Raw genomic sequence first — 22467 nt, 5'->3', positions numbered from 1 at the left:
ATAAATAATTACTAGATGGTTGGTGAGCCAACATCAACCATCTACATCCTATTATAACATAAAACGCACCACTTTTACAGAACAGAGGTGTTCCATTTGAGCAACATAATTCGAGTAAAGAAGAATAACAATTTTGTCGTTATGAATAAGACGGCATTAAACGATAGAAGCCTTTCATGGAAGGCAAAGGGTGTTATGGCATTCATGCTTTCTAAACCGGATGACTGGACATTTTACCTTGATGAATTGGCGACAAATGCAACGGATGGAAAGGCATCTTTTAGATCAGGGTTCAATGAGTTAAAAGATCGAGGCTACGTGCAAAGGATTAAGAAGCGAGACGAAAATGGAAAGTTTGAATGGGAAACTATTGTTTACGAAGTGCCACATACCGATTTTCCACAAGTGGATAATCCACACGTGGAAAAACCACATGTGGAAAATCGAACACTACTAAGTAATGAATTAACTAATAATGAATTAACTAATAATGATGAACATATATACGCTCTTTTCGAATTTTGGAATGAACAAAAAATAATCAGACATAAAAGAATGAACCAAAAAATGAAAAGCAGCACAAATGCGAGACTTGAAGACAATGAATTTGAGGAATTAAAGCAAGCAATTAAAAACTATTCTGATGTGCTTGCAGGGATTGAATACTATTGGACTCACAAATGGACTTATGAGGAATTCATGAAACCTAACAACGTTATTCGCTTTTTGGATGAAGCTGAACCAAAAAGGAATTTCTTGAAATCGAAAATACCCGGTTTCCAACATGAACCAGATGAGCGATTTGAAAACTTGTTTTAGGAGGCAAAGCATGCAGAGTACAGGAGAAATAATCAAATCCCTAATAAAGGAACGTGTGCTTGAAACGAAGGTGTGTGACCGTTGTGGAGAAGAATACAACGTAAGCGAGTTCTACTTTAACGGCGAAAAGAAGTACACATTAGATTTTTGCAGAGAATGCTTCAAACAAGATCAAGATGAACAACTGAGGGGAGAAGTGCAAGAAGGATACAAAAAGCACTTAAAAAACAAATATAACTGGCTAACGATCGTTCCGCCGGAAACTCAATACGCATCCTTTGAAAATTATGAGCCAAAAAACGACACACAAAAATATGCATTGGAAGCGTCAGAGGATTTCGCAGGAAATAAAACGAGAAATACAACCTTATTTTTTCAAGGAGATACAGGGTTAGGAAAAACGCACTTGGCTTATTCGATACATGAATCTTTTTTCAACCATTTACAATCAAGTGTTTTCATAGATTTGCCGTCATTGTTAGCGGAAATAAGAAACACCTTTAATAACCCGAACAGATCACAAGAAAAAATAATGAACGCAATTAGCGAAACAGATTTGTTTGTTTTGGATGACGTGGGGGCTGAGTACGTAAAGCCAGATGCAAATGGTTATGAATCATGGGCGGCAGATATACTTTTTCAAATAGTTAATTCCAGACAAGGAAAGAAAACCATCTATACAACAAATTTCACATCTAAGCACTTGACAAAAAAATACGGAATGATGTCAAAAAGAATTATTTCCCGGATGATGTCAAATGCAAAAGTAATAAAAATCGAAGGCGAAGACTACCGATTGAAAGGACTTGACTAACATGTGTAAAACCTGCAACGGCACCGGCGGCCTAGCAATAGACAATGGATATTATTTGCAGTTTGAGCCATGCCCGGACAGCCAATGTGACTTTGTCCGGGATGACAGCGACATAGAGCGATTAAAAGCTGAATTAAACCGGATGGAGGAAATAGCTATATGAACACACTAACGCACGCCCCCATATTACAACAAACAAGAATGCGAGATAACGAGTTTATACTTGATGATTTGGAATTTACATTTCCCAAACAGCAACTAAAACAGATAACTGATGATTGGAACGCAGGCATGGATGTTGAATTTGTAGCAAAGAAAAACAAACGGAATGCGCATGAAGTATTCCTTGCCTTATATCACCAAGCAAGGAAAGGCAAAGTTAAAAGACCGTTTGCTTATAGGGGGTTATAACATGAAACCGCCAAGCGTTGAGGAAGTAATGAATATGGGGAAGGATAACGTAAACCATCCTCCCCACTACCAAGGAAAATTTGAAGTAATCGAGATTATCGAACAGTTGACTAAAGGAATGGAAGGTCAGAAGGCGTATTGCTTAGGAAATGTAGTTAAATATCTGTTCAGGCACGAAAAGAAAAACGGTGTAGAGGATTTGGAAAAGGGATTATGGTATTTGAAGAGAGCGATTGAATTGGAGGGGAAAAAATGAACAGCCTCCAAGAACTCAAGCAAATTGCTGATAATCAGAAAACAGTAAGGACTACGAGGCTACAGAAAATAACAAAAGAAATTGAAAATATGTACATCAACCAAGGCAATAAGATTAAACGGCAGCGAGATAGATTGAGAAAATTGGAGGGGAAGCAATGAACAGGGAAATAAAATTTAGAGCGTGGGACAAAAAAGCAGAGCTATTGTTACCTGTAAAGATGATGAATTGGGCCGAGTGGTGGGTTAGTAGTGATCCTACTTTTGGGCAATCAGATGCTTTGGATTATGGAGAAAGAAATAGTTTTAGAAATAAAGAAACTGACAGGCACATTCTAATGCAATACACCGGCTTAAAAGACAAGCACGGCAAGGATATTTATGAGGGGGATATTGTAAAAGGTTTTTACGAAGAGTACGACACGTATTTTGATGTCGTAAACAAACATGAATTTATTAGTGATGTTAAGTGGGTAGAAAGTTGTTTCGCTGTTCATCGAAATACGGCGTCCACTGAAGGGCGAATTAGAGATTATGGTTATCAATCAGAATGGAATTCGGAAACAGTTGAAGTAATCGGCAACATCTTCGAAAACCCAGAACTACTGGAGCAATCCAATGATAATTAAATTCACATACAGCAAATACCGCAAAATAAAGCCGTACAGAAAATTAAATCCTGCATTGAGTTCTTATTGGAGAATGCTATATTACGGAAGTTTCAGAAAGTGGTGAGATAAATGCAAGCAACAACATCAATTACAGAAGAACTACACAAGCAACTGGAATCAAAAGACTTAAAAATAGCTGAATTAAGGGCATCTAACAGAAAGTATGCAAGCAGGTCTCAATATGCGGAAAAGAAACTAGAAAACTATCTGGAAATGCAGAAGCACGATGAGGAAATAAACCCTAGCGAATTGGCGAAATTGGAAAGCGAAAACACTCGGCTGCGTGCTGAAGTAAATCAATTGAGACGTGACCGCAGGGATGCAAGGAAATTCAAGAAAATCTATACGATTGTTACTGGGGAGGAAATAGAATGAGTGAACCAATAAAGGTAGATAAGTTGAATTTTGGCTCAAACGGATTGGGATTTACTCTTGAAGCAATTAGAATCGTTGATGGAAAAGAAGAGGCGGTTGAACAGGTCATGTTTATGACGAGAGAGGAAGCTGTTCTTTATGCAGGTAAAAACTACGAGTTACCTAAAGGGGAGGAAGTCGAATGAGTAGGTTGGAAGAGATAAAGGAGCTACACGACAGGATAATTGAAGCGCACGATACTGGCGATATAAAAATGGAACTAGGTGATTTATTAGGGGAATTATTTACCGAGGGACATACCGATTACCTCATTCAACACGCGGAGGAATTGGAAAGGAACTTGGAACACGGAGCGAAAGTTACTGTTAAAACTGCTGAAAAATTATATTATGCGCAAGAGGAAAGTCATAGATACAAACAGGCTTTGGAGTTTTATGCACATAAAACAACCTATGAGCCTTTACAACAAGGAAGATTGACTATGGTTTACAGCCCAATAGAAGAAGACTGTGGGAAGAAAGCGCGTAAAGCATTGGAGGAATCGGAATGAGTAAGGAAATAAACACCTATCCAGAAATGAATGAAACTATCAAAGATATATTAAGGCTTTCGGATGAGCAGCACGATCAATATATTTTAAAACGAATAATTGAATTGGAAGAAGAAAACGAGCGCTATAAACAGGCTTTGGAATATTATGCGGATCGAACAACCTACGAACCTTTACGACAAGGAAGATTGACCATGATTTATAGCCCGATAGAACTAGATTTAGGCGACAGGGCGCGCAAAGATTTGAAAGGAGAATCCCAATGAAACTAGCCCAAACAGAATCAGACCGCAAACGAGCGCATGTGATTGACCAACTGAAAAAACACGGACTGACAGACAACGAGCATTCGACTTATCGGGAATTGGTGAATAAATTGGCTACTGCAAGGGCGATGGAAATAGAAGTTAAGTCGCCGCATGCCGATTGGTGGTAAATAGATAGCCGCACAGGAGTTTTACAGAGATTGATAGACATATACATAGGGCAGCAGTTGGAGCTGTCTGTGATGGCTTAAAAGGAGGAAGGATAATGAAAAGCGGATGGATTATTGATTTTAAAAACGGCTACAGAGTGATTCTGTTAGAAAGTGCTTATAAAAAATACGAAAAAGAAACTCCGAAACAGGATGTTTTCAGCGAGGAACACTGGTTCAGCATTGATGAGGCGATAAGAAAGAACCCTGAATTGGATTTAGTTGAATAGGAGGAAAAACAATGAATAAAGGAATAGATGTACTTACAAATAAAATCGAACAATGGGCGTCCATCAGAGAACTTGACAGAGCACAACCAGAAAAACAAATGTTGAAATTAGTTGAAGAAATCGGAGAACTGGCAGAAGGATTGGCAAAAGGGAATCTTGATAAGGTTATAGATGGCATTGGTGATTCATATGTCGTTCTCACGATTTTATCAATGCAACTAGGGATAGATATAGAAGAGTGTATTGAAGCGGCCTACGAAGAAATAAGTGACCGCAAAGGGGAAATGGTAAACGGTGTATTTGTAAAAGAGTCTGATTTGCGGGAGGTTGAATCGTGACACTCACAGAAATAGGGCAAAAGATGGACGAATCTGTAAAGCGGGCTAGAGTTGGTTTTATCATCAAGCGATTAAACAGCATGGGGATCACGGAAAAAGACGGCGATCCACTCAAAGACTTGGAATATAGCAAACTGGAAGAATTTTATATTAGTGAGATGTGTAAGGCGGCAAAGGGATATGCGGAGTAGACACAAACTGTGAAGGAGTGAAAATTTTGACCGCTTTAGAACTGTATAAATTTGTACAAGACAAGGAAATGGATTGGCGTGGAGATGGACATTTGAAATTGTGGCTTGAGGGTGGTGAATTAAAAGAATTTGCCGAGATAGAAGGTGACGGAATTACCGAGGATGGAGGTTTTGAGGTTTACCTAGTCGGCGGCGGAACTATCTGCATTGATTTAGACGAAGTGTGTGAACTTCACGACATTAATCCAGAAGATATTTTAGCAAAAAAAGATTAATTCACAGTCCGATTAGAATGTGAGGGAGTGAAAATGAAAAATGACTGAAGTAAATGATCGAATTGAAGAGATTGTTGAGTTTCTAAGGGATGGAGAAGGCTATGATAAGAACGAGGTTATTGTGGATATTCTTGGCGAAATCAAGGGATTAAATGACTATCACGCAGATGAAATCACACTTGACTGGGACAGTGAAGAGCTAATGATTCTAAGTGATTTTGTTGACGAATTTTATAATAAGTTAACGGAAAAATTTTGCAATGCAATAAGCAGTTTCAAAGATAGATAGTTACACAGTCCGATTAAACACCGACACAAAAGGAGTGAGTCCCAACAATGGTTTTTCTGATTATCCTAGTAACCCTGGTAGTCATCGGCATTATAGGTTTTATGATAATAGCCAACAAATCAGAGGAATACGACTTTATTACACCAGTGTTAGCATTAGGATTTGTGTTGATTTTTATTGTATTAGCAATAGGGCTAGCATTAGGAAAATGGATATTCTAACAAGGAGTGACCCACATGCACACACTCTATAAAAAGCAGGATGGACAAACCTTAATCATAACTGGACATCTGACAAATGACGAAATAAAGCACTACTGGCGCAAAGGGTACAGGTTTAGGCATCCGGATTTGAATAAGCATGGAATTGAGGTGGGGAGATATTGAATATTGAATTTACCGTGCCGGGCGTACCTGTTCCCCAGCTTCGCGCCAGGGCAGGGAAGCGCGGGAACAAAATAATCATGTATGACCCAAAAGAAAGCAAGGATTATAAAGAGTACGTTGCGTTGGTAGCAAGACAGCATGCCCCAAAAAAGCCATACGAGGGTGCACTGAGCGTTAATTTAAAGATTTATAGGCAAATACCCAAGTCAACAACAAAAAAGAACAGAGAGCTTTATAATGCAGGAATTAAAAGACCGATAGTAAAGGCTGATGTCGATAATTACTCTAAAAGCGTGCTTGATTCATGTAACGGAATAATCTGGCATGACGATTCTCAGGTAGTAGATTTATATGCTGCTAAATATTATTCAGATAATCCGCGCGTGGAAATAGCGGTAAAGGAAATTATGGAGGGGATAGGATGAATGAAGAAAGGCTCGAAGAAATGCGAGAAATATTAAAAATACAGGGATATGACGGAAACTGGAACCATGATCCTTATATGCACGGCATGTATAACGGAATGGAGATTATGTTGGCTATGGTAGAGGGGAGAAGCCCGGAATATAGAATTGCGCCGAGCAGGTGGACTGTTGACGATCCGGCACCAAAATTAGGGAGGAGTTTAAAGTGACAGAAGAACAGTCAAAAATCACAGAAAAGATTGCCAAAGAAAAAGGTTTGACGGAATCGGAAGTTAAACAAGCAATGGAATTCATGGAAGAAGTAATGCAGGCGGTCAAAGAAGCGCTTGAGACGATTGTGGAAACTGTGCTGAATATCCTTGATGAGATATTCAGCAAAAGAGAAGAAATGCAGCCCGTGCCAAACATGCCAATACCGCCAATGGATACAAGTAAAGCGTCACAGGTGACAAACAATAAACCGATGTTACCGCGTATTCGGAATAACATTTGAGGGGGAACAGGATGATTATAGCATTTCAAATAATTTTATTAATATCCATCATGATTTCCGCGGCTGGAATGGTCGGGGAAAGAGAGGACATGAATTTAAGAAACAGTTTAACTGCTTTTGGGATAGTGAGTATTGCGGCGTTTGTGGTGAGTGTTTTGTATCTTTAAAGGGAGGTTTGTCAAATGAAATGCGATGTAATAGATTGCTATTGGAATTTATGGCACAAAAACGGACCGTTTAATGACGAACTGTCAAAACAGTGTGTCAGTGAGGATTTGAGTGAACATTATGATGAGAATGATGAATTTGAATTGGAACCAAATACGAAAAAGTGTCCTGGATATTTAAATTATCTTGAGTTTTGCGGCGTTAGTAAAACAGAATAATCAAACAAAAATCCGGGGCGCATACTCCCCGGAATATAATCTAATCTGCTGTTTATATTATACCACATCTGAGGGGTTGGTAGTGTGAACAGCAAGGAACTAGAAAATTTGGCGGATCGCCTACTGGCAGAGTACGAAGAAGGCCGCAGAGATTTAAACGATATGAGGGAAAGCCTTGATCCCGAAATATTAGAGGATAAGGAAGACAGAAGTCAAATCAACAGAATGATAAGCAGCATGACATTCTCTATAGATTGGATGAGGACAGGGAGGATGCCGGGAAGTTTACGAGGAATAGACAGACGGTCAGCATATCAGCGTAGAGCATTGATTGACATGGACTTGTTCCCATCGCTGGACATACAACCAGAGGAACGCGTACTCACACAAGAGGAAAGGGAATCCATTATTGATGTATTAATAGATTTGTCGCATAGGGAAAGGCAATGCTATTTGCTGCATATCGCAAATGGGTTGAGCTTGTCGGAAATAGGCAAGGTACTTGGAATTTCAAAAAGAACAGCACAGCAGTATGTGGATCGTGCGAAAAAGAAGATTGGGAGCAGGCAGGGCGTGGCTTCATGACGTACGAAAGACGTACGAAGCCGTATTGAGGATGAGAGGGATAAAAAAAGAGCGAAATAGTTTACCAAGGCATCTGCCGATAGGTGGGTGTCTTTTAAATTGGGGGTAGGTGCTGATGTAAATGGCTAACTGGGAAGAAATAAAAAAAGAATGGGAAACAACTAAGATAACTTTATCTGCATTGGCGGAAAAGCATAATGTTAAATTAGGCACATTGAAAAGCAGAAAAAGCCGGGAAAAATGGTCGAGGGATGCAACCAAGAAAAAAGATGCAACCAAAAGCGAGAGGGTCGCAACCGCAAAAGATGCATCCGATAAAAATAAAACTTCATCTAATGGACAGAAAAACAGGAGCGGCAACCCGAATCCTGTTAGGCAGTTTACGAAACGAAACAGCGCAGCAAGAAAACATGGACTATATGCAAAGTATTTTAATGAATCGCAACAGGAAATAATGCAAGACTTTGAGGATGTATCCATTGCTGATCAACTGTGGATACAGATACAAATAAAGTTTTCTGCGATCATTCAATTGCAAAAAGTGATGTGGGTGGAAAATTCTTATGACACCCTGGAAGATGTGTCTATGAATTCTAGCGGTTCAGAGGGTTCTGCAACAGCTTATAAAGTTGTCTATGCATACGAACAGTACGAATCGTATATTAAAGCCCAGGCAAGAGCGATGGCTGAATACAGAAATCTAGCAAAACAATTCCTGGAAATGGCTCACGATGATGACGAACGTAGATTGAAATTAGAATTAATGCAGACGAATGTAGATAAGACGAAAACCGAAATATCCAAACTAGAGCGTGAGTCTCAATCCGGCGCATCTACAGAGGACAAGTTAAAAGATTATTTCGAAGCGCTGGGCGGTGCTTTTCGTGAATCTTGATGCAATTTATACAGATAAGCAGCAAAATATATATAAACGCTGTGTTAGCGATGATTGGTTCATGTTAATCAACCACGGCGCCAAACGTTCCGGAAAAACGGTATTAAACAATGATCTGTTTTTACAAGAGTTAATCCGAGTGAGAAATATAGCTGATTCAGAAGGCATCGAGAGGCCGATGTATATTTTATCAGGTGCTACGCTTGGAACAATTCAAAACAATATTTTGAATGAATTAACTAATAAATATGGGATCACCTTTAATTTTGACAAACATAATAACTTTAAATTATTTGGTGTCTACGTGATCCAAACAGGACATTCGACAATAGCGCACTTGGACAAGATACGAGGAATGACGGCATACGGCGCGTATGTAAATGAGGCTTCCCTTGCTGATGAAGAGGTATTTGACGAAATACGCTCTCGGTGTTCTGGTGAAGGTGCTAGGGTACTAGTGGATACCAACCCGGATCACCCGGAGCATTGGCTGTTAAAGGATTATATTTTAAATGCAGATAAAAACATTTTATCTTACTCCTTTCAGCTAGACGATAATACGTTTTTATCTGATCGTTATCGAATAAACATGAAAAACACTACTCCATCCGGCATGTTTTTTGACCGTAACATAAAAGGTTTATGGGTCTCCGGCGATGGGGTTGTTTACGCTGATTTTAATAAAGATATACACGCAATATCGAAAGAAGAGCTTGCCAAAAAGAATTTGGTAAGCTTTTTTGCTGGGGTTGACTGGGGTTATCAACATCATGGTTCCATCGTTGTGTTGGCAGAAGATGACGAAGGAATCGTTTACGTCATCGAAGAACATGCAGCCCAATTCGAGGAAATTGACTATTGGGTCGATGTTGCCAAGGATATTAAAGAGCGCTACGGAAACATTAATTTTTATTGCGATACCGCCAGGCCGGAATATATTAAAAGGTTCAGGTCAGAGAGATTGCGGGCGAGAGATGCCGATAAATCTGTTTTAAGTGGCATCGAAGCGGTTGCCAAGCTAATTAAAACAGACAAGTTCTATGTCCTTTATGACGATTGCCCGCGGTTTAGACAAGAGATTTATAGGTATGTGTGGCACAAAACAACTGGTGAGCCAGTGAAGGAATGGGATGACGTTTTGGATTCAGTTCGATATGCGGTTTATACGCATTATAAACGCTTTATTCTACGAGGAAAGAGGTGATTGGATGCATAAATACATGGAACAAATACAACAAACAGGCATAAATCCAGACTTAATAAAATCAATGATCGAGGAACATAAACCGGATCGCAATCGCATGATGAACCTTTACGACAGATACCGGGCTGAAATTGGCGGCGTTCCAATCCTTTCCCGGAAACCTGTAGAGTATGAGGACTTTGAAACAGGTTCCGTAAAAAGGATTGATAACAAGGTAAACAATAAAATAAACAACGCTTTTGATGCCGAAATAGTCGATACAAAAATAGGTTATATGTTCGGTCATGCGATAACCTATGAAATAGATGCTGACAAAGACGGCGAGCTGGACAAGGAAACAAAACTACAGAAAGAAACACATGCTTTTAACATGCGGAACAACGTAGAGGATGAGGATTCCGAGTGGGGCAAAAAGGCTGCTATTTGTGGATACGGATCTAGGCTTGCTTATGTGGATAAAAACGGCGATGAAAGGATAAGGAACGTCAATCCTTGGGAGACGATATTTATATCTGACAGGAGCATAGCAGAGCCGACATATGCGCTTAGATACTATCCTATTGACAAAGACGATGGAAGGCAGATATATCAAGCTGATTTCTACAACGAAAGTCATCGAATCACCTTTAAGCAGTCAAGCCCCGGCGGTGCATTTGTAGAGAATGAATCAAAAGAACATCTGTTTGAATATTGTCCGCTTTTTGGGCTGCCGAATAATGATGAATTAAAAGGCGATGCCGAAAAGGTAATTAATTTAGTAGATGCTTATGATCGTGCTTTGTCCGATGCCAATAACGAAGTAGAACAGTACCGGCTGGCATATTTAGTGATGCGAGGTGCGGTTGCCGATGATGAAGCGCTAGAAGAAATCAACAGGAAGGGTATATTTGAACTGTTAGACGACAAGGAGAGCGTTAGTTATCTGACCAAGGATATTAATGACACGATGATAGAAAACCACTTGAACAGGTTGGAAGAGAATATATTGAGGTTTGCCAAGTCGGTCAATTTTGGCGATGAGCAGTTTGGCACATCAATTTCTGGCGTGGCCATGAAGTATAAATTAATGTCACTTGAAAATAAATGTATTACGATGGAACGAAAAATGACAACGGCGCTACGGTATCAGTTTAAGGTGCTATGTTCCGCGTGGGCGAAAAGGAATAAATGTAAAGAAGATGATTACCTAAATTATTCGTTTCAATTTAAGCGCAATCTGCCTGTTAATTTAAGGGAAGAAGCAGAAACACAAACTTATTTGAGTGGTACGATATCAGAGCGCACTCGCTTAGGCTTGTTATCCTTTATAGATGATGTACAGGAAGAAGAACAAAGGATTGAAGCCGAGAAGCCGGATATGGTTAACCTTGACGATGAAATAGATGATGACGATGAATAGATACCAGGAACAAGCTAAAAAGGCTATTGATCGTTTACAATCACAGCAGGAAAAAGAACTAATACGCAATTATCAGACTGCTTTGTCGGAAATACGATCCAAGTTATCGGCGGCATATGAAAAAGCTGATTGGAATTGGGCTGAGATGAATAAATACAATCGGTTGGCCAAACTGGAAGAACAAATTGGCGAGGAAATACGAAAGCTAACCGGAAAGAACGCTATGAGCCTTAAAAAAGGGCAAAGGCATATGTTTGAGGAAGCTTATTACCGAACTGCATATGCTTTGTCTAGTGAGGTTGGGGCTGACTTGGGCTTTGCTTTACTTGATACAGACGAAATACAACGGTCTATCGAGAACCCTCTTGACCGTGTAGGCTTCCTGCAAAGGAACAGGGATAACCAGTACCAATTAACCCGACAATTGCGAGAACAGCTCACGCAGGGGCTTGTGCAGGGTGAATCATATCGTACTACAGCGCGTAGGATAAAAGAGCGTATGGACATTGGAGCAGGTAATGCTTTGCGAATTGCTAGAACTGAAAATAACCGTATTAGAAATAAAAGCTCACAGGACAGCATGGAAAAGGCGCAAGAATCGGGGTTAATACTCAAAAAAACGTGGCTGAGTTCACATGGCGCGCGCACGCGCCCAGAACATGAAGAGATGGACGGCGTTACGGTTGATATTGACCAGCCTTTTGATGTAGATGGGTATGAAATGATGTACCCTGGTGATGAATCAGCTCCCGGATATTTGGTCATAAATTGCAGGTGCACAACTATAGCGGAACCAGAGGGATTTAAAGCGAACGCCAGTGCTGTTACGGGAAAAAAACACGGTTTTTATGATGATTTTAAAAAGAACTTGAAATAATCCTACTAATCTATCATTCTATTAATAAGGAGTGATAGAATGGACGCCAAAATAGATTTAATCAATGCAGAACTGCCGAAACAGTGCCTTAATATGGTAAGGAATATCTATCAAGACAAACATACGAACTCTTATACGAAAGACGTTATTGTTTTTGAGATGAGACAGATATTTACAGAACATGATGTAATAGGGTTTTTAAAAGATAAGTCGCCTTTATAGGTGGCTTTTTTTATTGAGGTGAAATCATGAATACAATAACATGGGTTTTATCAAAATTAGGACAAGTAAAACACGATTATAATTTGATGGGATATTCAAATTATTATAGGTGCACTGATTGTAAGAAGGTAATCTATATACCGCCATATAGTGATTTTTATTATCAAAGAAAGCAGTTCAAAGGGTGTAAGGTGGTGAAACCATGAACGACAAATACGCTAAAAAGATATCAGAAGAACTAAAGCTAATTCGCCGAGAATTGCAGAAGATGAATAAACCGATAAATGTAGAAATAGACGCAGACTTAGCAGGGGAATTAACATACGACGAAATGAAAAGAAATTATGAAGAAAGCAGGGGGTGAAAAGTTATGTTGTGGTATTTAAAGCAGTCATTCCCTTTAACATATCGAACGAAATACACAGAAAATGGTAGGAAGCATTTCGTGGTTTGGAAAATGTGGTTCGGTCATTCTTATGCTATTGACGACTATGTAATTGGGTAGAAAGGAGTGATCCGCATCTCCTAGCTACCAGGTGCGGTAGCCTTTGTATATTGTGAAGGTGGTGAGAATATGGCTAAATATCGTAAAAAGCCAGTTGTTATTGAAGCAATGAAATTCACTGATGAGAATAAAGATCAAGTCTTTAATTGGATTACATGTAGTACGACTGCCGACTTTAATGACGGCAAACCTATATTAAGGATTCAAACACTCGAAGGGGTTATGACAGCTGAACTCGGAGATTACATCATCAAAGGTGTTAAAGGCGAATTCTATCCTTGTAAACCCGATATTTTTGAACAGACATATGAAAAAGTGGATTAATTGCACTCAGCAGACAAGCGTTGAGTGCTTTTATTATGCAAAAAATACAGACTTACAGGCAATGAACTGTAAGGCTTAGGAGGAAAAAACAATGAAATTAGAAGATGTTAAAAAATTCTTAGAAGAAAACAAAGATGATAAAGAAGTATCTGCATATCTAGGAGAACTTAGCGCCGTTTCTGCGGAAAAGGTCGAAGGTTTTCTGGATACAGCAGAAGGAAAGAAACTACTTCAACCTAGATTAGACCAGAATTTTACAAAAGGGCTGACAACGTGGAAGGAAAACAACCTAGACCAGCTTATTGAAGAAGAGGTTAAAAAGCGCAACCCGGAAGAAACGCCGGAACAAAAAGAACTAGCTGCATTACGCAAACAATTCGAGGACGAGAAGAAAGCGCGTAATCGTGAATCATTGAAGAACAAGGCTCTTACTGTGGCAGACGAGAAAAAGCTTCCAAAGGGCATCCTAGACTACTTTATAGCTGATGATGAAGAAAACACCATGACAAACTTATCCAAGCTAGAAGAAGCTTACAATGAATCTGTCAAAAGTGCAGTAGATGCCAAGTTTAAAGAAAATGGAACAGACTTTAATAAGGGCGGCAACAATAAGCCCGCAGCAATCAATATATCAGAACTAGCTAAAGAGGCTAGTATCAGAGAATAGGAGAGATAACATATGGCAACATTTAATCCAGATAACGTATTATTGCAAGATGCACGAACAGGGGATATTCCGGCAGAACAGGGAACGCTTGTATTAAAAGAATTTATGCAGAACTCGGCTGTTATGCAGCTGGCACAATATGAGGAAATGACAAAGCCGAAAAAGAAATTTTCGTATTTGGCTGATGGCCCGGGCGCTTACTGGGTAGGAGAAGCAGAGAAAATCCAAACTTCCAAGGCTACATGGCTTGAAGCTGAAATGGAAGCAAAGAAACTAGGTGTTATCCTTCCGGTTTCAAAAGAATTTCTAGCTTATTCTGTATCTGGTTTTTTTAATTCAATCAGACCAGCAATCACAGAAGCGTTTTATACTAAATTTGACCAAGCTGCATTGTTTGGCAACAGCTCACCATATGCAAGCGGTGTATCAGTTTGGGAGAAAATCCAATCATCCGGCAACACAATTGAACATGGATCAACTGCTAACCTGTATTCCGACTTAAATGGACTTATGGCACTTGTTGAGGATGGAGACAACGATCCTAACGGCTTTACCACTACCCGCCGTTTCCGCAAAGACTTACGCGGCGCCGTAGATGAACAAAACATGCCGATTTTCAACGAAGCGCGCCAAGGCGCAACTGCTGACGCTTTAGGTTTGCCAATCGGATATACCGATGGGAAGTCTTGGGATTATGAGAAAGCTAAAATGCTAACTGGCGACTGGCAGTATGCGCGTTACGGAATCCTGCAAGGTATTGAGTATGCTGTTTCCGAGGATGCGACATTATCAACAATTACGGGGGCGGACGGTGAACCGGTCAGCCTATTCGAGCGTGACATGTTCGCGTTGCGTGCAACAATGCATGTCGGATTTATGACATTGAAAGATGATGCGTTTGCAGCGTTGACACCAGAAACGGAAGAAGTATAAGAGAGGGCATAACGCTCTCTCTATTTTTTTAAGGAGGAATCAAACTATGAAAATATCTAACGGAAATAAAACAATTGAAGCCACAGATAAGGCTTATAGAGTTGTTTACAAAGAACTTGGATATAAACCCTTAGAAGAGGGGAAAACTGCACCAGAACAAGAGGAAACAGCGCAAGAAACCGACTTAAATAGTTTTACCAAAGCAGAACTAATAGAAGAACTCGAAGAAGAGGGAATCGAATATCAAACAAACGCAACTAAAGCCGAGTTAATCGGACTTTTTAAGGGTGATTGATATGACTGAAAATATACAAGTAACCAAAAGGCAAGTGAAGGACGCTCTAGGCATCAAGGACGACTCCAAGGATAAAGCCGTTGAAGCGTGGATACCGATTGTCTACGACTATTTAAAAGGGTATGTAGGATGGAGTGACATAACCGTAATAAAAATGATCCAGTACAACATGGAACATCGTCCGGGCATTTCCGCAGAATCGTTGTCGAGACACTCTATTAACTTCCTGCACAGCTTCCCGCCAAGTATTACAAATGGGCTAGGTAGGAAACTATGAACATCACAATACAACGCTATGAAACTATAGATGACGGGATGGGCGGCACTCGCCAAGAATGGCAGGATCATACGGAATTAGAAGGCACACTCGACAAATTAAGCGGGGATGAAGTGCTTGCATCCGACAGGTTGGGCGTATTGTCCAGTCATATTTTTATTACTTTTGAGATTAAAGACATCAAGATATCAGACCGCGCGATTATTGACGGTGAAATCTACGACATTAAAGATGTAGATAATCCTAACAACATGGATAGGCAACTAGAAATATCCCTAGAATTTACAGGAGATGTTTACAATGATGAAATTTGAAAGCAATCGCAAGCAAGTAAAAACGGCTATGGATAAAGCAAATGAAAACGTGCTTACTGCTATTGGTATGGCTGGGGCATCTCACGTTAAACAGGTGATCCAAACGAAGGATTTAATAGACACCGGCTCACTGTTGAACAGCATTGAACATGAAGCTGAGGACAATTCTGTTTATATTGGTTCCACTTTATTTATGGAGGATTATCCGATTGTCCTTGAGAAAAACGGGAATGAGTACCTGCATCCCGGCATCATGAACAATCTGGGTAACTTACGAACAGTCGCAGAAAAGGCGTATAAATTATGAGTAAGTTTATTGCATTAAAACAAGCGCTACACAACCGTTTGGATAGTGCCAATGAATACCCATTATACGACACACAAGCACCTGAACAAATCATGTCGGATGGCAGAATGATAAAAACGCCGTATCCTTATTCGGTGTATAAGCTATTGCCAATTGACAGCACCGTCCCAAATCGCACGGATTACACTTTAGAAGTATCTCACTGGGATAAGCCGGAGGGCACATCGCAGGTAAGAGTTTCTGAAATGGCAGATAGCACATTTGAAGCATTGAAGCATTTTCGATTTTTGGATGATAAGAACTTAATCATAGCCGGGTTTCCAAATATCGGACACGTCCCGGATAACGATCCACAAGTACAACGTATAGACGTTACAAGCACACTACAGACTTATAGGAGGTAGGCAAATGGTAAAAACTAAAGCAAACGGCTACCGCAAAGAGACCGCCGAAAATCTATTGTTAGATGCCGGCGCTATTTATGCAAATCTAGCATTTGATCAAGATGGATTTTTAGAATTGGACGAGGACGGGCTGCCAAGCGGCGAACCACTCGGAGCGACAAACGGCGGTAATGAATTTACCGTAGAAGTCGAATGGTATCAGCCGGAAATGGACGGTGTTCGCACGTCCGTAAAAGGGTTGGATTTTCAAAGCGCGCATAACGCACAATTGGTGACCAATTTAAAAGAGTATACAATCGATAACTTAAAGCGTGCAATTGCTACGGCTGATGTGGACAAGGAGAATCCGCAATACGATGTTATCAAGCCCCGAACCTATGTAGAGGACACTGACTACATCGAGAATATAGCCTACATCGGGCGCTTATCAGGCAAAACAAAGCCTGTGATCATACTGCTGGAAAATGCAATCAGCATAGAAGGCATATCAGCATCATACGAGGACGAGGGAGATAATACCCTGCCTATCACATTCCGGGCGAGTGCAAATGCCGAGGATGCAGGGGATCATCCGGGCTACAAAATAATGTATCCCTCAACAAATGGAGCGCAAACTACCACTTTAAGCGTGGAAACGAATGACTTTTCCAATCACACTGTTGCCGAACTAAGAACAAAAGCAAAGGATGCAGGAATAGAGGGTTATCCCTCGATGAATAAAGCTGATCTGATCGAAAAACTAAAATAATGCAAAGAGCAGGGGAAACCTTGCTCTTTTTTAGGAGGTAAGACATGAGAAACATTAATAACACGGACTTATTTAAAGTGATGCGAATTGTACGAAAAACAGGATTCAAAAAAAGAATTTTGGAATTAGATGTACCAAAAGATGAAGAAGGGAACGTGCTTTTATCTGATAATGATTATTATATCGTTTTACTGATGGAATTTATCGAAGGAGCGCCAGATGCGGAGGACGATATTTTCAAATTACTTGCTGACATCGCGGGCGTTTCGGCTAAAAAAATGAAAGAAGATGAATTTGATTTACTTTTTGATGTTTTCGAGCATCTGAAAGGACAGGAAAAACTAGTGACTTTTTTAGAACAAGCCTTCAAATCAGTGGGATAAATGAAATAGAAGTTTATGACGTGATATTGAAGCGTTACGGCAGTGTGTCATTCGCAAATGATGTAGATGACGATATGTTCATTGATTTGATTGAAAAGGCTATAGAACGAGAAACGGACGAAAAAATTTGGGATTTATATTTACAAGACTTCTTGTTATCTAGATTTTCGGGAAATCCAATGATCTCTTTTGAGGAATATAAGAAGCCCCCTGCCAAACAGGAGGACGAGCAATCAGACGAAAAAATAATGGATGACTCTTTAAATATATTAATGTCAATCAGCAAGCCGAAATAGGCTTGTTTTTTAATGCCTCAAAATAGGGAGGTGGGTAAATGCTTCAATTATTTAGTCTAGCGGCAAAGATCGACTTAAAAGGTGGTAAAGAAGCCGAAAAAAGCCTTGACAACGTAGACAGCAAAGCGCAAGGTCTAGGCTCACGCATAGGCGGTGCTGCTAAAAAGGTAGGAAAAGCAGGCTTAATAATTGGCGGTGCTATGTCTGCCGCAGGTACTGCTGCCTTTGCAATGGTTAACAAGGTAACATCATCATTTGACGATATAGCAAAAGGTTCTGCGCGTCTTGGGGTGTCCACAGATGCATACCAAGAAATGGACTATTGGGCATCGCAAAACGGTATGTCACATGAAAACATGGAAAAGATCGTAGGCCGATTTAACCAACGTCTAGGACAAGCTGTAAACGGCAACGAAAAATACAACGATGCGCTAAAAGAATTAGGCGTAAATATGGACGATGTGCGCGACGGCACAATGAACACGGAAGAAGCCTTTGCAGATACTATAAAGCGCCTGTCTGAACTGGAAAGCGAACAAGATCAGGTAAATATGGCTACAGAGATATTCGGACAGCGTACGGCGCGCGATTTGCTTCCTGCTTTACAAGACGGCGCGCTGTCTATGGAAGATGCACAAAAAAAGGCGGAGGAACTGGGAATAGTCATCGGCGAGGACACGCTGCGACAATCCGAAAAATTTCAAGATACTTGGGATGATTTGAAACGCTCATTTACTACTTTTAGCCAACAAATATTATCGCAATTAATGCCAGCCTTTCAAACGATGATGGACTGGATTATAGATAATATGCCCATGATACAAGGGGTATTTAGCACTGTTTTTGATGTGGTGAGTAGCGTATTTTCGACGTTGACAGGCTGGATACAAACGGCCATAGGGTGGCTTTCCACGTTTTTTGAAAGCAACCAACAAACCTTCACGGGAATATGGCAGAAGATACAGGAAGTATTTACGAACGTTGTCGAATTTTTACAAGAAACATGGCAGTTTTTACTCGAATTATGGCAGGAACGCGGGCAGGCTTTGGTAGAAAATTTCATGACAGTTTTTATGAGTATTTGGGAAACGGTGCAAACTATTTTCACAGCGGTTCGCGAAATAATAGAACAAGTGATTGCTAATGTCGTCCCATTTGTGCAAGAAAAACTCACTCAATTGCAGGAATTTTGGCAAGAAAACGGCGCGCAAATTATGGAAGCCGTACAAAACGCCTTTTCGTTTATCCAGTCGATAATTGAAACGGTCATGCCGGCAATACAATTCATTGTAGAAATGGTGTGGGGCGTTATACAGGGCATTTTTAACGGAGCGCTGAACGTAATTATGGGTTTAATAAAGACTTTCTCCTCGCTCTTTACTGGCGATTGGGAAGGCCTCTGGGAAGGTATAAAACAGCTACTTTCCGGCGCGCTAGAATTTGTATGGAATCTGATTAATTTAACACTGATTGGAAGAGGATTAGCTTTAATAAAAAACTTTGCATCAGCTGGAATGAATTTATTCAGAAGTTTAGGCGGAAATATAAGAAGCATATTTTCTAACATCATGTCTACAATCACAAATATAGTGTCAAACATTGTAAGTTCTGTACTTGGATTTTTCCGCAATATGGTATCGGGCATACGGTCTAATGTATCTAATATCTTTTCTAATATTCGTAGCACATTTAATAATATGGTCTCATTTGTGATGGGGCTTGGCAGTCGTTTTCTGCAAGCTGGGAAAAACATCGTGACAAGTATAGCTGACGGGATTAAAGGCGCGGTAAGCAAAGTGACCGATGCCATAAGTGGAGTGGTGGATAAAGTAAGGGACTTTCTACCGTTTTCCCCGGCAAAAGAAGGACCGTTAAAAGACATTGATAAGTTGAATTTCGATGGTCCGATATCGCACTCTATAGAAGCGTCCGAGGGCGAAGTGCAAAAGAAAATGTCACATCTGCTGGCGCTGCCAAACGGCAATGCGAGGGCAGGGGCAGGCAATACGCCACAGGCTCAAGCAAGCACATCTGACAGGCTAGAATCACTTATGTCTGAACTAATAGAAGCGGTCAAGGATGGTCAAGTAATGCAGGTGGACGGCAAGACGTTTGCATCGGTTACAGGCGATTACACCGACGAAGAAGGCGGGATCAGAGTAAGAAGACTGGAAAGGGGGCTGGCTACGTAAATGCATGGTATAACGTTTGACGGCAAACACTCATACCGGGATTTTGGGATTATGATGGCTCCCGGTAAGGAAATTGGAATACCGGAAAAGAAAAAAATAAAAGTAGCAGTACCCTTTTCCAACGAGGAATACGATTTTTCGGAATTATACGGATCACAGGCATACGATCCGAGACCACTAACTTATTTGTTTAATATTTGGGATACCACAAAAGACAGGATGAGCATAAAAAAGACTAAAATAGTCAATTGGCTTATGTCTGGAAGTGGGAAGAAAAGGCTCTACGATGATGCCATACCCGGCTATTACTTTTTAGCAGAGGTAGAAGGACAGTCATTTGCGGAGGACTGGCAAACAGGAGTGCTAACAGCAAATTTTACCGCTTATCCCTTTATGATTTCCGAGTTAAAAGAAGGTCACGACATTTGGGATAAAATAAATTTTGAACTAGATGTGTTACAGCCGGTTGAATTTAATGTAAATGGCACTCTTGAAGTGACTTTGTACAATGTCGGTAAACCATCTTTGACACCTAAGATAACAGCATCTAACAGCATGACTTTAAGGATAGGCAATAGGACATTTAATGTGCCGTCTGGCGAAAGTCAAAGCAGGGATTTTGTCTTAAATCCGGGCGAAAATGACTTAGTAATTGAAGGTAACGGCTCCATATCATTTGAGTTCTATAAGGAGCTGATTTGATGTACCAGGTAACAATAATAAATGGCGATAACGAAATAGAAATCCACAATCCAAATGTAAATAATTTGAAGTTAGAAACAGGGTCAATTAAGAAAGAGATTAATAAGATTGACTCTTTTAATATATCTTTTTTTCAGAATAACCCTGCGCATGGCAATTTAAAGCCACTCAAAACGCTTGTAAATGTGCTTAACACCAAGACAGGCGTATACGAATTTGAAGGGCGTGTGTTAAGCCCTACTTCTAAAATGGGAAACGATGGGCTGCACACTTACGAATATGAGTGTGAGGGGGAACTAGGATATCTGCATGACTCGCAACAGCGGCATATGGAGTTTAGAGGAACGCCGCAAGAATTATTTGAAACAATTCTCGATTACCACAATCAACAGGTTGAAGATTATAAACGATTTGAACCGGGTGTGATGGAAGTAACCACTTCTACAGACAATTTGTATGTCTATCTATCTGCTGAATCAGATACCTTTGAGGAAATAGAGGACAAAATACTTGATCGCGTTGGCGGAGAACTGCAAATAAGAAAAGAAAACGGCATCCGTTATTTGGATGTCTTGGAGCGCATCGGCGGTGACAGCTCGACAGAAATCAGAATAGCAAAGAATCTTAAAAGCATGACTTGGAGCGTTGATCCTACTGAAATAATAACCAGATTAACACCGTTGGGAGAACGGATCGAATCAGAAGATGAAGAAGCGACAGATGCATCAGAGGCTAGGCTGACAATCAAGGAAGTGAACAACGGCATTCCTTATATCGACAGACCGGATTTAATCTCAGAGTTCGGCATACAAGGCGGATCGGTCACTTGGAACGATATAACGCTGCCAGACAGGCTTTATAATGCCGGGCAAAACTGGCTAGATGAACAAAAAGTAATACACGCTCAATACGAAATAACCGCACTTGACTTGTTTTTAATTGGTCTTGACATTGATTATTTCGGCGTTGGCAACAGTCACCCTGTCAATAATCCTGTGATGGGGATAGACGAAAGTCTCAGGATTATTGGAAAAACAACAAATATAAACAGCCCGCAAGATGCATCTTTAAAAATCGGTGACAAATTTAAAACTTTAAATGAATATCAGCGTGATGCCAACCGGTCTGCTCGTAAAGTAAATGATTTAGAACAAATTGTCAGTAGGCAATCAGAACGGATGGCAACGATCCGGCAGGAAATGGACAACGTGGACGATATTTTAGAGGAAATTAATGAAAATATTGGAGATGCAGACATCCCTGCGCTGGAAGAATCAATCAACAATTTAAACAGCGCTGTCAGCGATTTAATAGATGCCGTAGATGCCATACCGGACTATGACCCAGCTACGGAGTCAGAAGACGGACTTATGAGCGCTGCGGACAAGACAAAATTAAATCTAATCGCACTTACAAACAGCATTAATTTAGATGATTTAAAGGCTAAACTAGGCTTAATCACAATCACGGATACTATTAATCTTGACGATCTAAAAAGCCGTGTGGAGGCGTTGGAAAATGAAGGAAACGAGGGCTAGGTTATTAGTTGAACAGT

General features: G+C 40.3%; 43 protein-coding genes. All 43 read left to right on the top strand.

The genetic code is table 11. The features are described 5' to 3' along the window. The first annotated feature begins 96 nt into the window (after positions 1-96). The 43 genes from ACDX78_RS13650 to ACDX78_RS13440 all read left to right on the top strand — a co-directional run bounded on the left by ACDX78_RS13650 (position 97) and on the right by ACDX78_RS13440 (position 22450). Positions 97-819, top strand: a complete 723-nt coding sequence (locus ACDX78_RS13650; RefSeq protein WP_486028702.1) for a replication protein — start codon at positions 97-99, stop codon at positions 817-819. Positions 820-829: 10 nt separating this feature from the next. Next, complete coding sequence (locus tag ACDX78_RS13645; RefSeq protein WP_486028701.1) at positions 830-1633, top strand: ATP-binding protein; 804 nt, start codon at positions 830-832, stop codon at positions 1631-1633. A gap of 1 nt (position 1634) precedes the next feature. Further along, on the top strand, positions 1635-1796 hold the full coding sequence (locus ACDX78_RS13640; protein ID WP_486028700.1) for a hypothetical protein: 162 nt from the start codon (positions 1635-1637) through the stop codon (positions 1794-1796). Continuing rightward, positions 1793-2044, top strand: a complete 252-nt coding sequence (locus ACDX78_RS13635) for a hypothetical protein (protein WP_486028699.1) — start codon at positions 1793-1795, stop codon at positions 2042-2044. Before ACDX78_RS13640 ends, ACDX78_RS13635 begins: the two co-directional genes overlap by 4 nt. A 1-nt stretch (position 2045) precedes the next feature. After that, positions 2046-2300 (top strand): DUF3310 domain-containing protein, encoded by a 255-nt coding sequence (locus tag ACDX78_RS13630; RefSeq protein ID WP_486028698.1) that lies wholly within the window; start codon positions 2046-2048, stop codon positions 2298-2300. Next, positions 2297-2461: a hypothetical protein gene (locus ACDX78_RS13625; RefSeq protein WP_486028697.1), complete on the top strand. Its 165-nt coding sequence runs from the start codon at positions 2297-2299 to the stop codon at positions 2459-2461. The genes ACDX78_RS13630 and ACDX78_RS13625 overlap by 4 nt, the downstream gene beginning before the upstream one ends. Beyond that, a complete protein-coding gene (locus ACDX78_RS13620; RefSeq protein ID WP_486028696.1) occupies positions 2458-2928 on the top strand; it encodes a YopX family protein in 471 nt (156 codons plus the stop codon). The genes ACDX78_RS13625 and ACDX78_RS13620 overlap by 4 nt, the downstream gene beginning before the upstream one ends. Before the next feature lie 111 nt (positions 2929-3039). Then, entirely contained in the window at positions 3040-3345 is a 306-nt protein-coding gene (locus tag ACDX78_RS13615) for a hypothetical protein (protein WP_486028695.1), read from the top strand. Then, a complete protein-coding gene (locus ACDX78_RS13610; RefSeq protein ID WP_486028694.1) occupies positions 3342-3530 on the top strand; it encodes a hypothetical protein in 189 nt (62 codons plus the stop codon). Before ACDX78_RS13615 ends, ACDX78_RS13610 begins: the two co-directional genes overlap by 4 nt. Further along, the gene (locus ACDX78_RS13605) at positions 3527-3895 is read left to right on the top strand and encodes a hypothetical protein (RefSeq protein ID WP_486028693.1); all 369 of its coding nucleotides are present in this window, start codon (positions 3527-3529) and stop codon (positions 3893-3895) included. Before ACDX78_RS13610 ends, ACDX78_RS13605 begins: the two co-directional genes overlap by 4 nt. Next, positions 3892-4161 (top strand): hypothetical protein, encoded by a 270-nt coding sequence (locus ACDX78_RS13600; protein ID WP_486028692.1) that lies wholly within the window; start codon positions 3892-3894, stop codon positions 4159-4161. Before ACDX78_RS13605 ends, ACDX78_RS13600 begins: the two co-directional genes overlap by 4 nt. Then, entirely contained in the window at positions 4158-4331 is a 174-nt protein-coding gene (locus tag ACDX78_RS13595; RefSeq protein ID WP_486028691.1) for a hypothetical protein, read from the top strand. Before ACDX78_RS13600 ends, ACDX78_RS13595 begins: the two co-directional genes overlap by 4 nt. Positions 4332-4426: 95 nt before the next feature. Continuing rightward, on the top strand, positions 4427-4600 hold the full coding sequence (locus ACDX78_RS13590; protein WP_486028690.1) for a hypothetical protein: 174 nt from the start codon (positions 4427-4429) through the stop codon (positions 4598-4600). A gap of 11 nt (positions 4601-4611) precedes the next feature. Next, positions 4612-4938 carry a MazG-like family protein gene (locus ACDX78_RS13585; RefSeq protein WP_486028689.1) on the top strand — a complete coding sequence of 109 codons (327 nt, stop codon included), beginning with the start codon at positions 4612-4614 and terminating at the stop codon, positions 4936-4938. Further along, positions 4935-5129, top strand: coding sequence for a hypothetical protein (locus tag ACDX78_RS13580; protein ID WP_486028688.1), 195 nt, complete (start codon positions 4935-4937; stop codon positions 5127-5129). Before ACDX78_RS13585 ends, ACDX78_RS13580 begins: the two co-directional genes overlap by 4 nt. A 26-nt stretch (positions 5130-5155) precedes the next feature. After that, positions 5156-5404, top strand: a complete 249-nt coding sequence (locus tag ACDX78_RS13575; RefSeq protein WP_486028687.1) for a hypothetical protein — start codon at positions 5156-5158, stop codon at positions 5402-5404. Between the two features lie 40 nt (positions 5405-5444). Beyond that, a complete protein-coding gene (locus ACDX78_RS13570; protein WP_486028686.1) occupies positions 5445-5693 on the top strand; it encodes a hypothetical protein in 249 nt (82 codons plus the stop codon). 382 nt (positions 5694-6075) lie between these two features. Continuing rightward, positions 6076-6504 (top strand): RusA family crossover junction endodeoxyribonuclease, encoded by a 429-nt coding sequence (locus ACDX78_RS13565; RefSeq protein WP_486028685.1) that lies wholly within the window; start codon positions 6076-6078, stop codon positions 6502-6504. Continuing rightward, positions 6501-6713, top strand: coding sequence for a hypothetical protein (locus ACDX78_RS13560; RefSeq protein WP_486028684.1), 213 nt, complete (start codon positions 6501-6503; stop codon positions 6711-6713). Before ACDX78_RS13565 ends, ACDX78_RS13560 begins: the two co-directional genes overlap by 4 nt. Further along, positions 6710-6997 carry a hypothetical protein gene (locus ACDX78_RS13555; protein ID WP_486028683.1) on the top strand — a complete coding sequence of 96 codons (288 nt, stop codon included), beginning with the start codon at positions 6710-6712 and terminating at the stop codon, positions 6995-6997. Before ACDX78_RS13560 ends, ACDX78_RS13555 begins: the two co-directional genes overlap by 4 nt. Positions 6998-7008: 11 nt before the next feature. Next, the gene (locus ACDX78_RS13550) at positions 7009-7164 is read left to right on the top strand and encodes a hypothetical protein (protein WP_486028682.1); all 156 of its coding nucleotides are present in this window, start codon (positions 7009-7011) and stop codon (positions 7162-7164) included. Between the two features lie 15 nt (positions 7165-7179). Beyond that, positions 7180-7383 (top strand): hypothetical protein, encoded by a 204-nt coding sequence (locus ACDX78_RS13545; RefSeq protein ID WP_486028681.1) that lies wholly within the window; start codon positions 7180-7182, stop codon positions 7381-7383. An 84-nt stretch (positions 7384-7467) separates the two neighbouring features. Further along, the gene (locus ACDX78_RS13540) at positions 7468-7968 is read left to right on the top strand and encodes a sigma-70 family RNA polymerase sigma factor (protein WP_486028680.1); all 501 of its coding nucleotides are present in this window, start codon (positions 7468-7470) and stop codon (positions 7966-7968) included. 121 nt (positions 7969-8089) lie between these two features. Then, positions 8090-8863: a phage terminase small subunit gene (locus ACDX78_RS13535; protein WP_486028679.1), complete on the top strand. Its 774-nt coding sequence runs from the start codon at positions 8090-8092 to the stop codon at positions 8861-8863. Continuing rightward, positions 8853-10067 (top strand): PBSX family phage terminase large subunit, encoded by a 1215-nt coding sequence (locus tag ACDX78_RS13530; protein ID WP_486028678.1) that lies wholly within the window; start codon positions 8853-8855, stop codon positions 10065-10067. The genes ACDX78_RS13535 and ACDX78_RS13530 overlap by 11 nt, the downstream gene beginning before the upstream one ends. Before the next feature lie 4 nt (positions 10068-10071). Continuing rightward, complete coding sequence (locus ACDX78_RS13525; RefSeq protein WP_486028677.1) at positions 10072-11466, top strand: phage portal protein; 1395 nt, start codon at positions 10072-10074, stop codon at positions 11464-11466. Next, complete coding sequence (locus ACDX78_RS13520) at positions 11459-12343, top strand: phage head morphogenesis protein (protein ID WP_486028676.1); 885 nt, start codon at positions 11459-11461, stop codon at positions 12341-12343. Before ACDX78_RS13525 ends, ACDX78_RS13520 begins: the two co-directional genes overlap by 8 nt. A 39-nt stretch (positions 12344-12382) precedes the next feature. Continuing rightward, a complete protein-coding gene (locus ACDX78_RS13515) occupies positions 12383-12565 on the top strand; it encodes a hypothetical protein (protein ID WP_486028675.1) in 183 nt (60 codons plus the stop codon). A 202-nt stretch (positions 12566-12767) separates the two neighbouring features. Then, the gene (locus ACDX78_RS13510; protein ID WP_486028674.1) at positions 12768-12929 is read left to right on the top strand and encodes a hypothetical protein; all 162 of its coding nucleotides are present in this window, start codon (positions 12768-12770) and stop codon (positions 12927-12929) included. Between the two features lie 210 nt (positions 12930-13139). Next, positions 13140-13394, top strand: a complete 255-nt coding sequence (locus tag ACDX78_RS13505) for a hypothetical protein (protein ID WP_486028673.1) — start codon at positions 13140-13142, stop codon at positions 13392-13394. 91 nt (positions 13395-13485) lie between these two features. Continuing rightward, entirely contained in the window at positions 13486-14061 is a 576-nt protein-coding gene (locus ACDX78_RS13500) for a DUF4355 domain-containing protein (RefSeq protein WP_486028672.1), read from the top strand. 12 nt (positions 14062-14073) lie between these two features. Continuing rightward, complete coding sequence (locus tag ACDX78_RS13495) at positions 14074-14994, top strand: phage major capsid protein (protein WP_486028671.1); 921 nt, start codon at positions 14074-14076, stop codon at positions 14992-14994. Positions 14995-15040: 46 nt separating this feature from the next. Then, on the top strand, positions 15041-15289 hold the full coding sequence (locus ACDX78_RS13490) for a hypothetical protein (RefSeq protein ID WP_486028670.1): 249 nt from the start codon (positions 15041-15043) through the stop codon (positions 15287-15289). A gap of 1 nt (position 15290) precedes the next feature. Then, positions 15291-15566 carry a head-tail connector protein gene (locus ACDX78_RS13485; protein ID WP_486028669.1) on the top strand — a complete coding sequence of 92 codons (276 nt, stop codon included), beginning with the start codon at positions 15291-15293 and terminating at the stop codon, positions 15564-15566. After that, a complete protein-coding gene (locus tag ACDX78_RS13480) occupies positions 15563-15880 on the top strand; it encodes a phage head closure protein (RefSeq protein ID WP_486028668.1) in 318 nt (105 codons plus the stop codon). Before ACDX78_RS13485 ends, ACDX78_RS13480 begins: the two co-directional genes overlap by 4 nt. Next, positions 15867-16187, top strand: coding sequence for a hypothetical protein (locus ACDX78_RS13475; protein WP_486028667.1), 321 nt, complete (start codon positions 15867-15869; stop codon positions 16185-16187). Before ACDX78_RS13480 ends, ACDX78_RS13475 begins: the two co-directional genes overlap by 14 nt. Further along, on the top strand, positions 16184-16591 hold the full coding sequence (locus tag ACDX78_RS13470) for a hypothetical protein (protein WP_486028666.1): 408 nt from the start codon (positions 16184-16186) through the stop codon (positions 16589-16591). The genes ACDX78_RS13475 and ACDX78_RS13470 overlap by 4 nt, the downstream gene beginning before the upstream one ends. Positions 16592-16595: 4 nt before the next feature. Further along, positions 16596-17339 carry a Rho termination factor N-terminal domain-containing protein gene (locus ACDX78_RS13465; RefSeq protein WP_486028665.1) on the top strand — a complete coding sequence of 248 codons (744 nt, stop codon included), beginning with the start codon at positions 16596-16598 and terminating at the stop codon, positions 17337-17339. Between the two features lie 44 nt (positions 17340-17383). After that, positions 17384-17722 (top strand): hypothetical protein, encoded by a 339-nt coding sequence (locus tag ACDX78_RS13460; RefSeq protein WP_486028664.1) that lies wholly within the window; start codon positions 17384-17386, stop codon positions 17720-17722. A 20-nt stretch (positions 17723-17742) separates the two neighbouring features. Beyond that, positions 17743-18018, top strand: coding sequence for a hypothetical protein (locus ACDX78_RS13455; protein WP_486028662.1), 276 nt, complete (start codon positions 17743-17745; stop codon positions 18016-18018). Positions 18019-18056: 38 nt separating this feature from the next. Next, positions 18057-20210, top strand: coding sequence for a phage tail protein (locus ACDX78_RS13450; RefSeq protein ID WP_486028660.1), 2154 nt, complete (start codon positions 18057-18059; stop codon positions 20208-20210). Continuing rightward, complete coding sequence (locus ACDX78_RS13445; protein WP_486028658.1) at positions 20211-20912, top strand: phage tail protein; 702 nt, start codon at positions 20211-20213, stop codon at positions 20910-20912. Continuing rightward, positions 20912-22450: a phage tail spike protein gene (locus ACDX78_RS13440; protein WP_486028656.1), complete on the top strand. Its 1539-nt coding sequence runs from the start codon at positions 20912-20914 to the stop codon at positions 22448-22450. Before ACDX78_RS13445 ends, ACDX78_RS13440 begins: the two co-directional genes overlap by 1 nt. Positions 22451-22467 lie beyond the last annotated feature (17 nt).

The sequence above is a fragment of the Virgibacillus oceani genome, assembly GCF_041521345.1.
GTDB classification, from domain to species: Bacteria; Bacillota; Bacilli; order Bacillales; family Amphibacillaceae; genus Virgibacillus_N; species Virgibacillus_N oceani_A.
The sequence above is the reverse complement of the archived record's forward strand: the minus strand, read 5'-3'. Positions and strand labels throughout refer to the sequence as shown.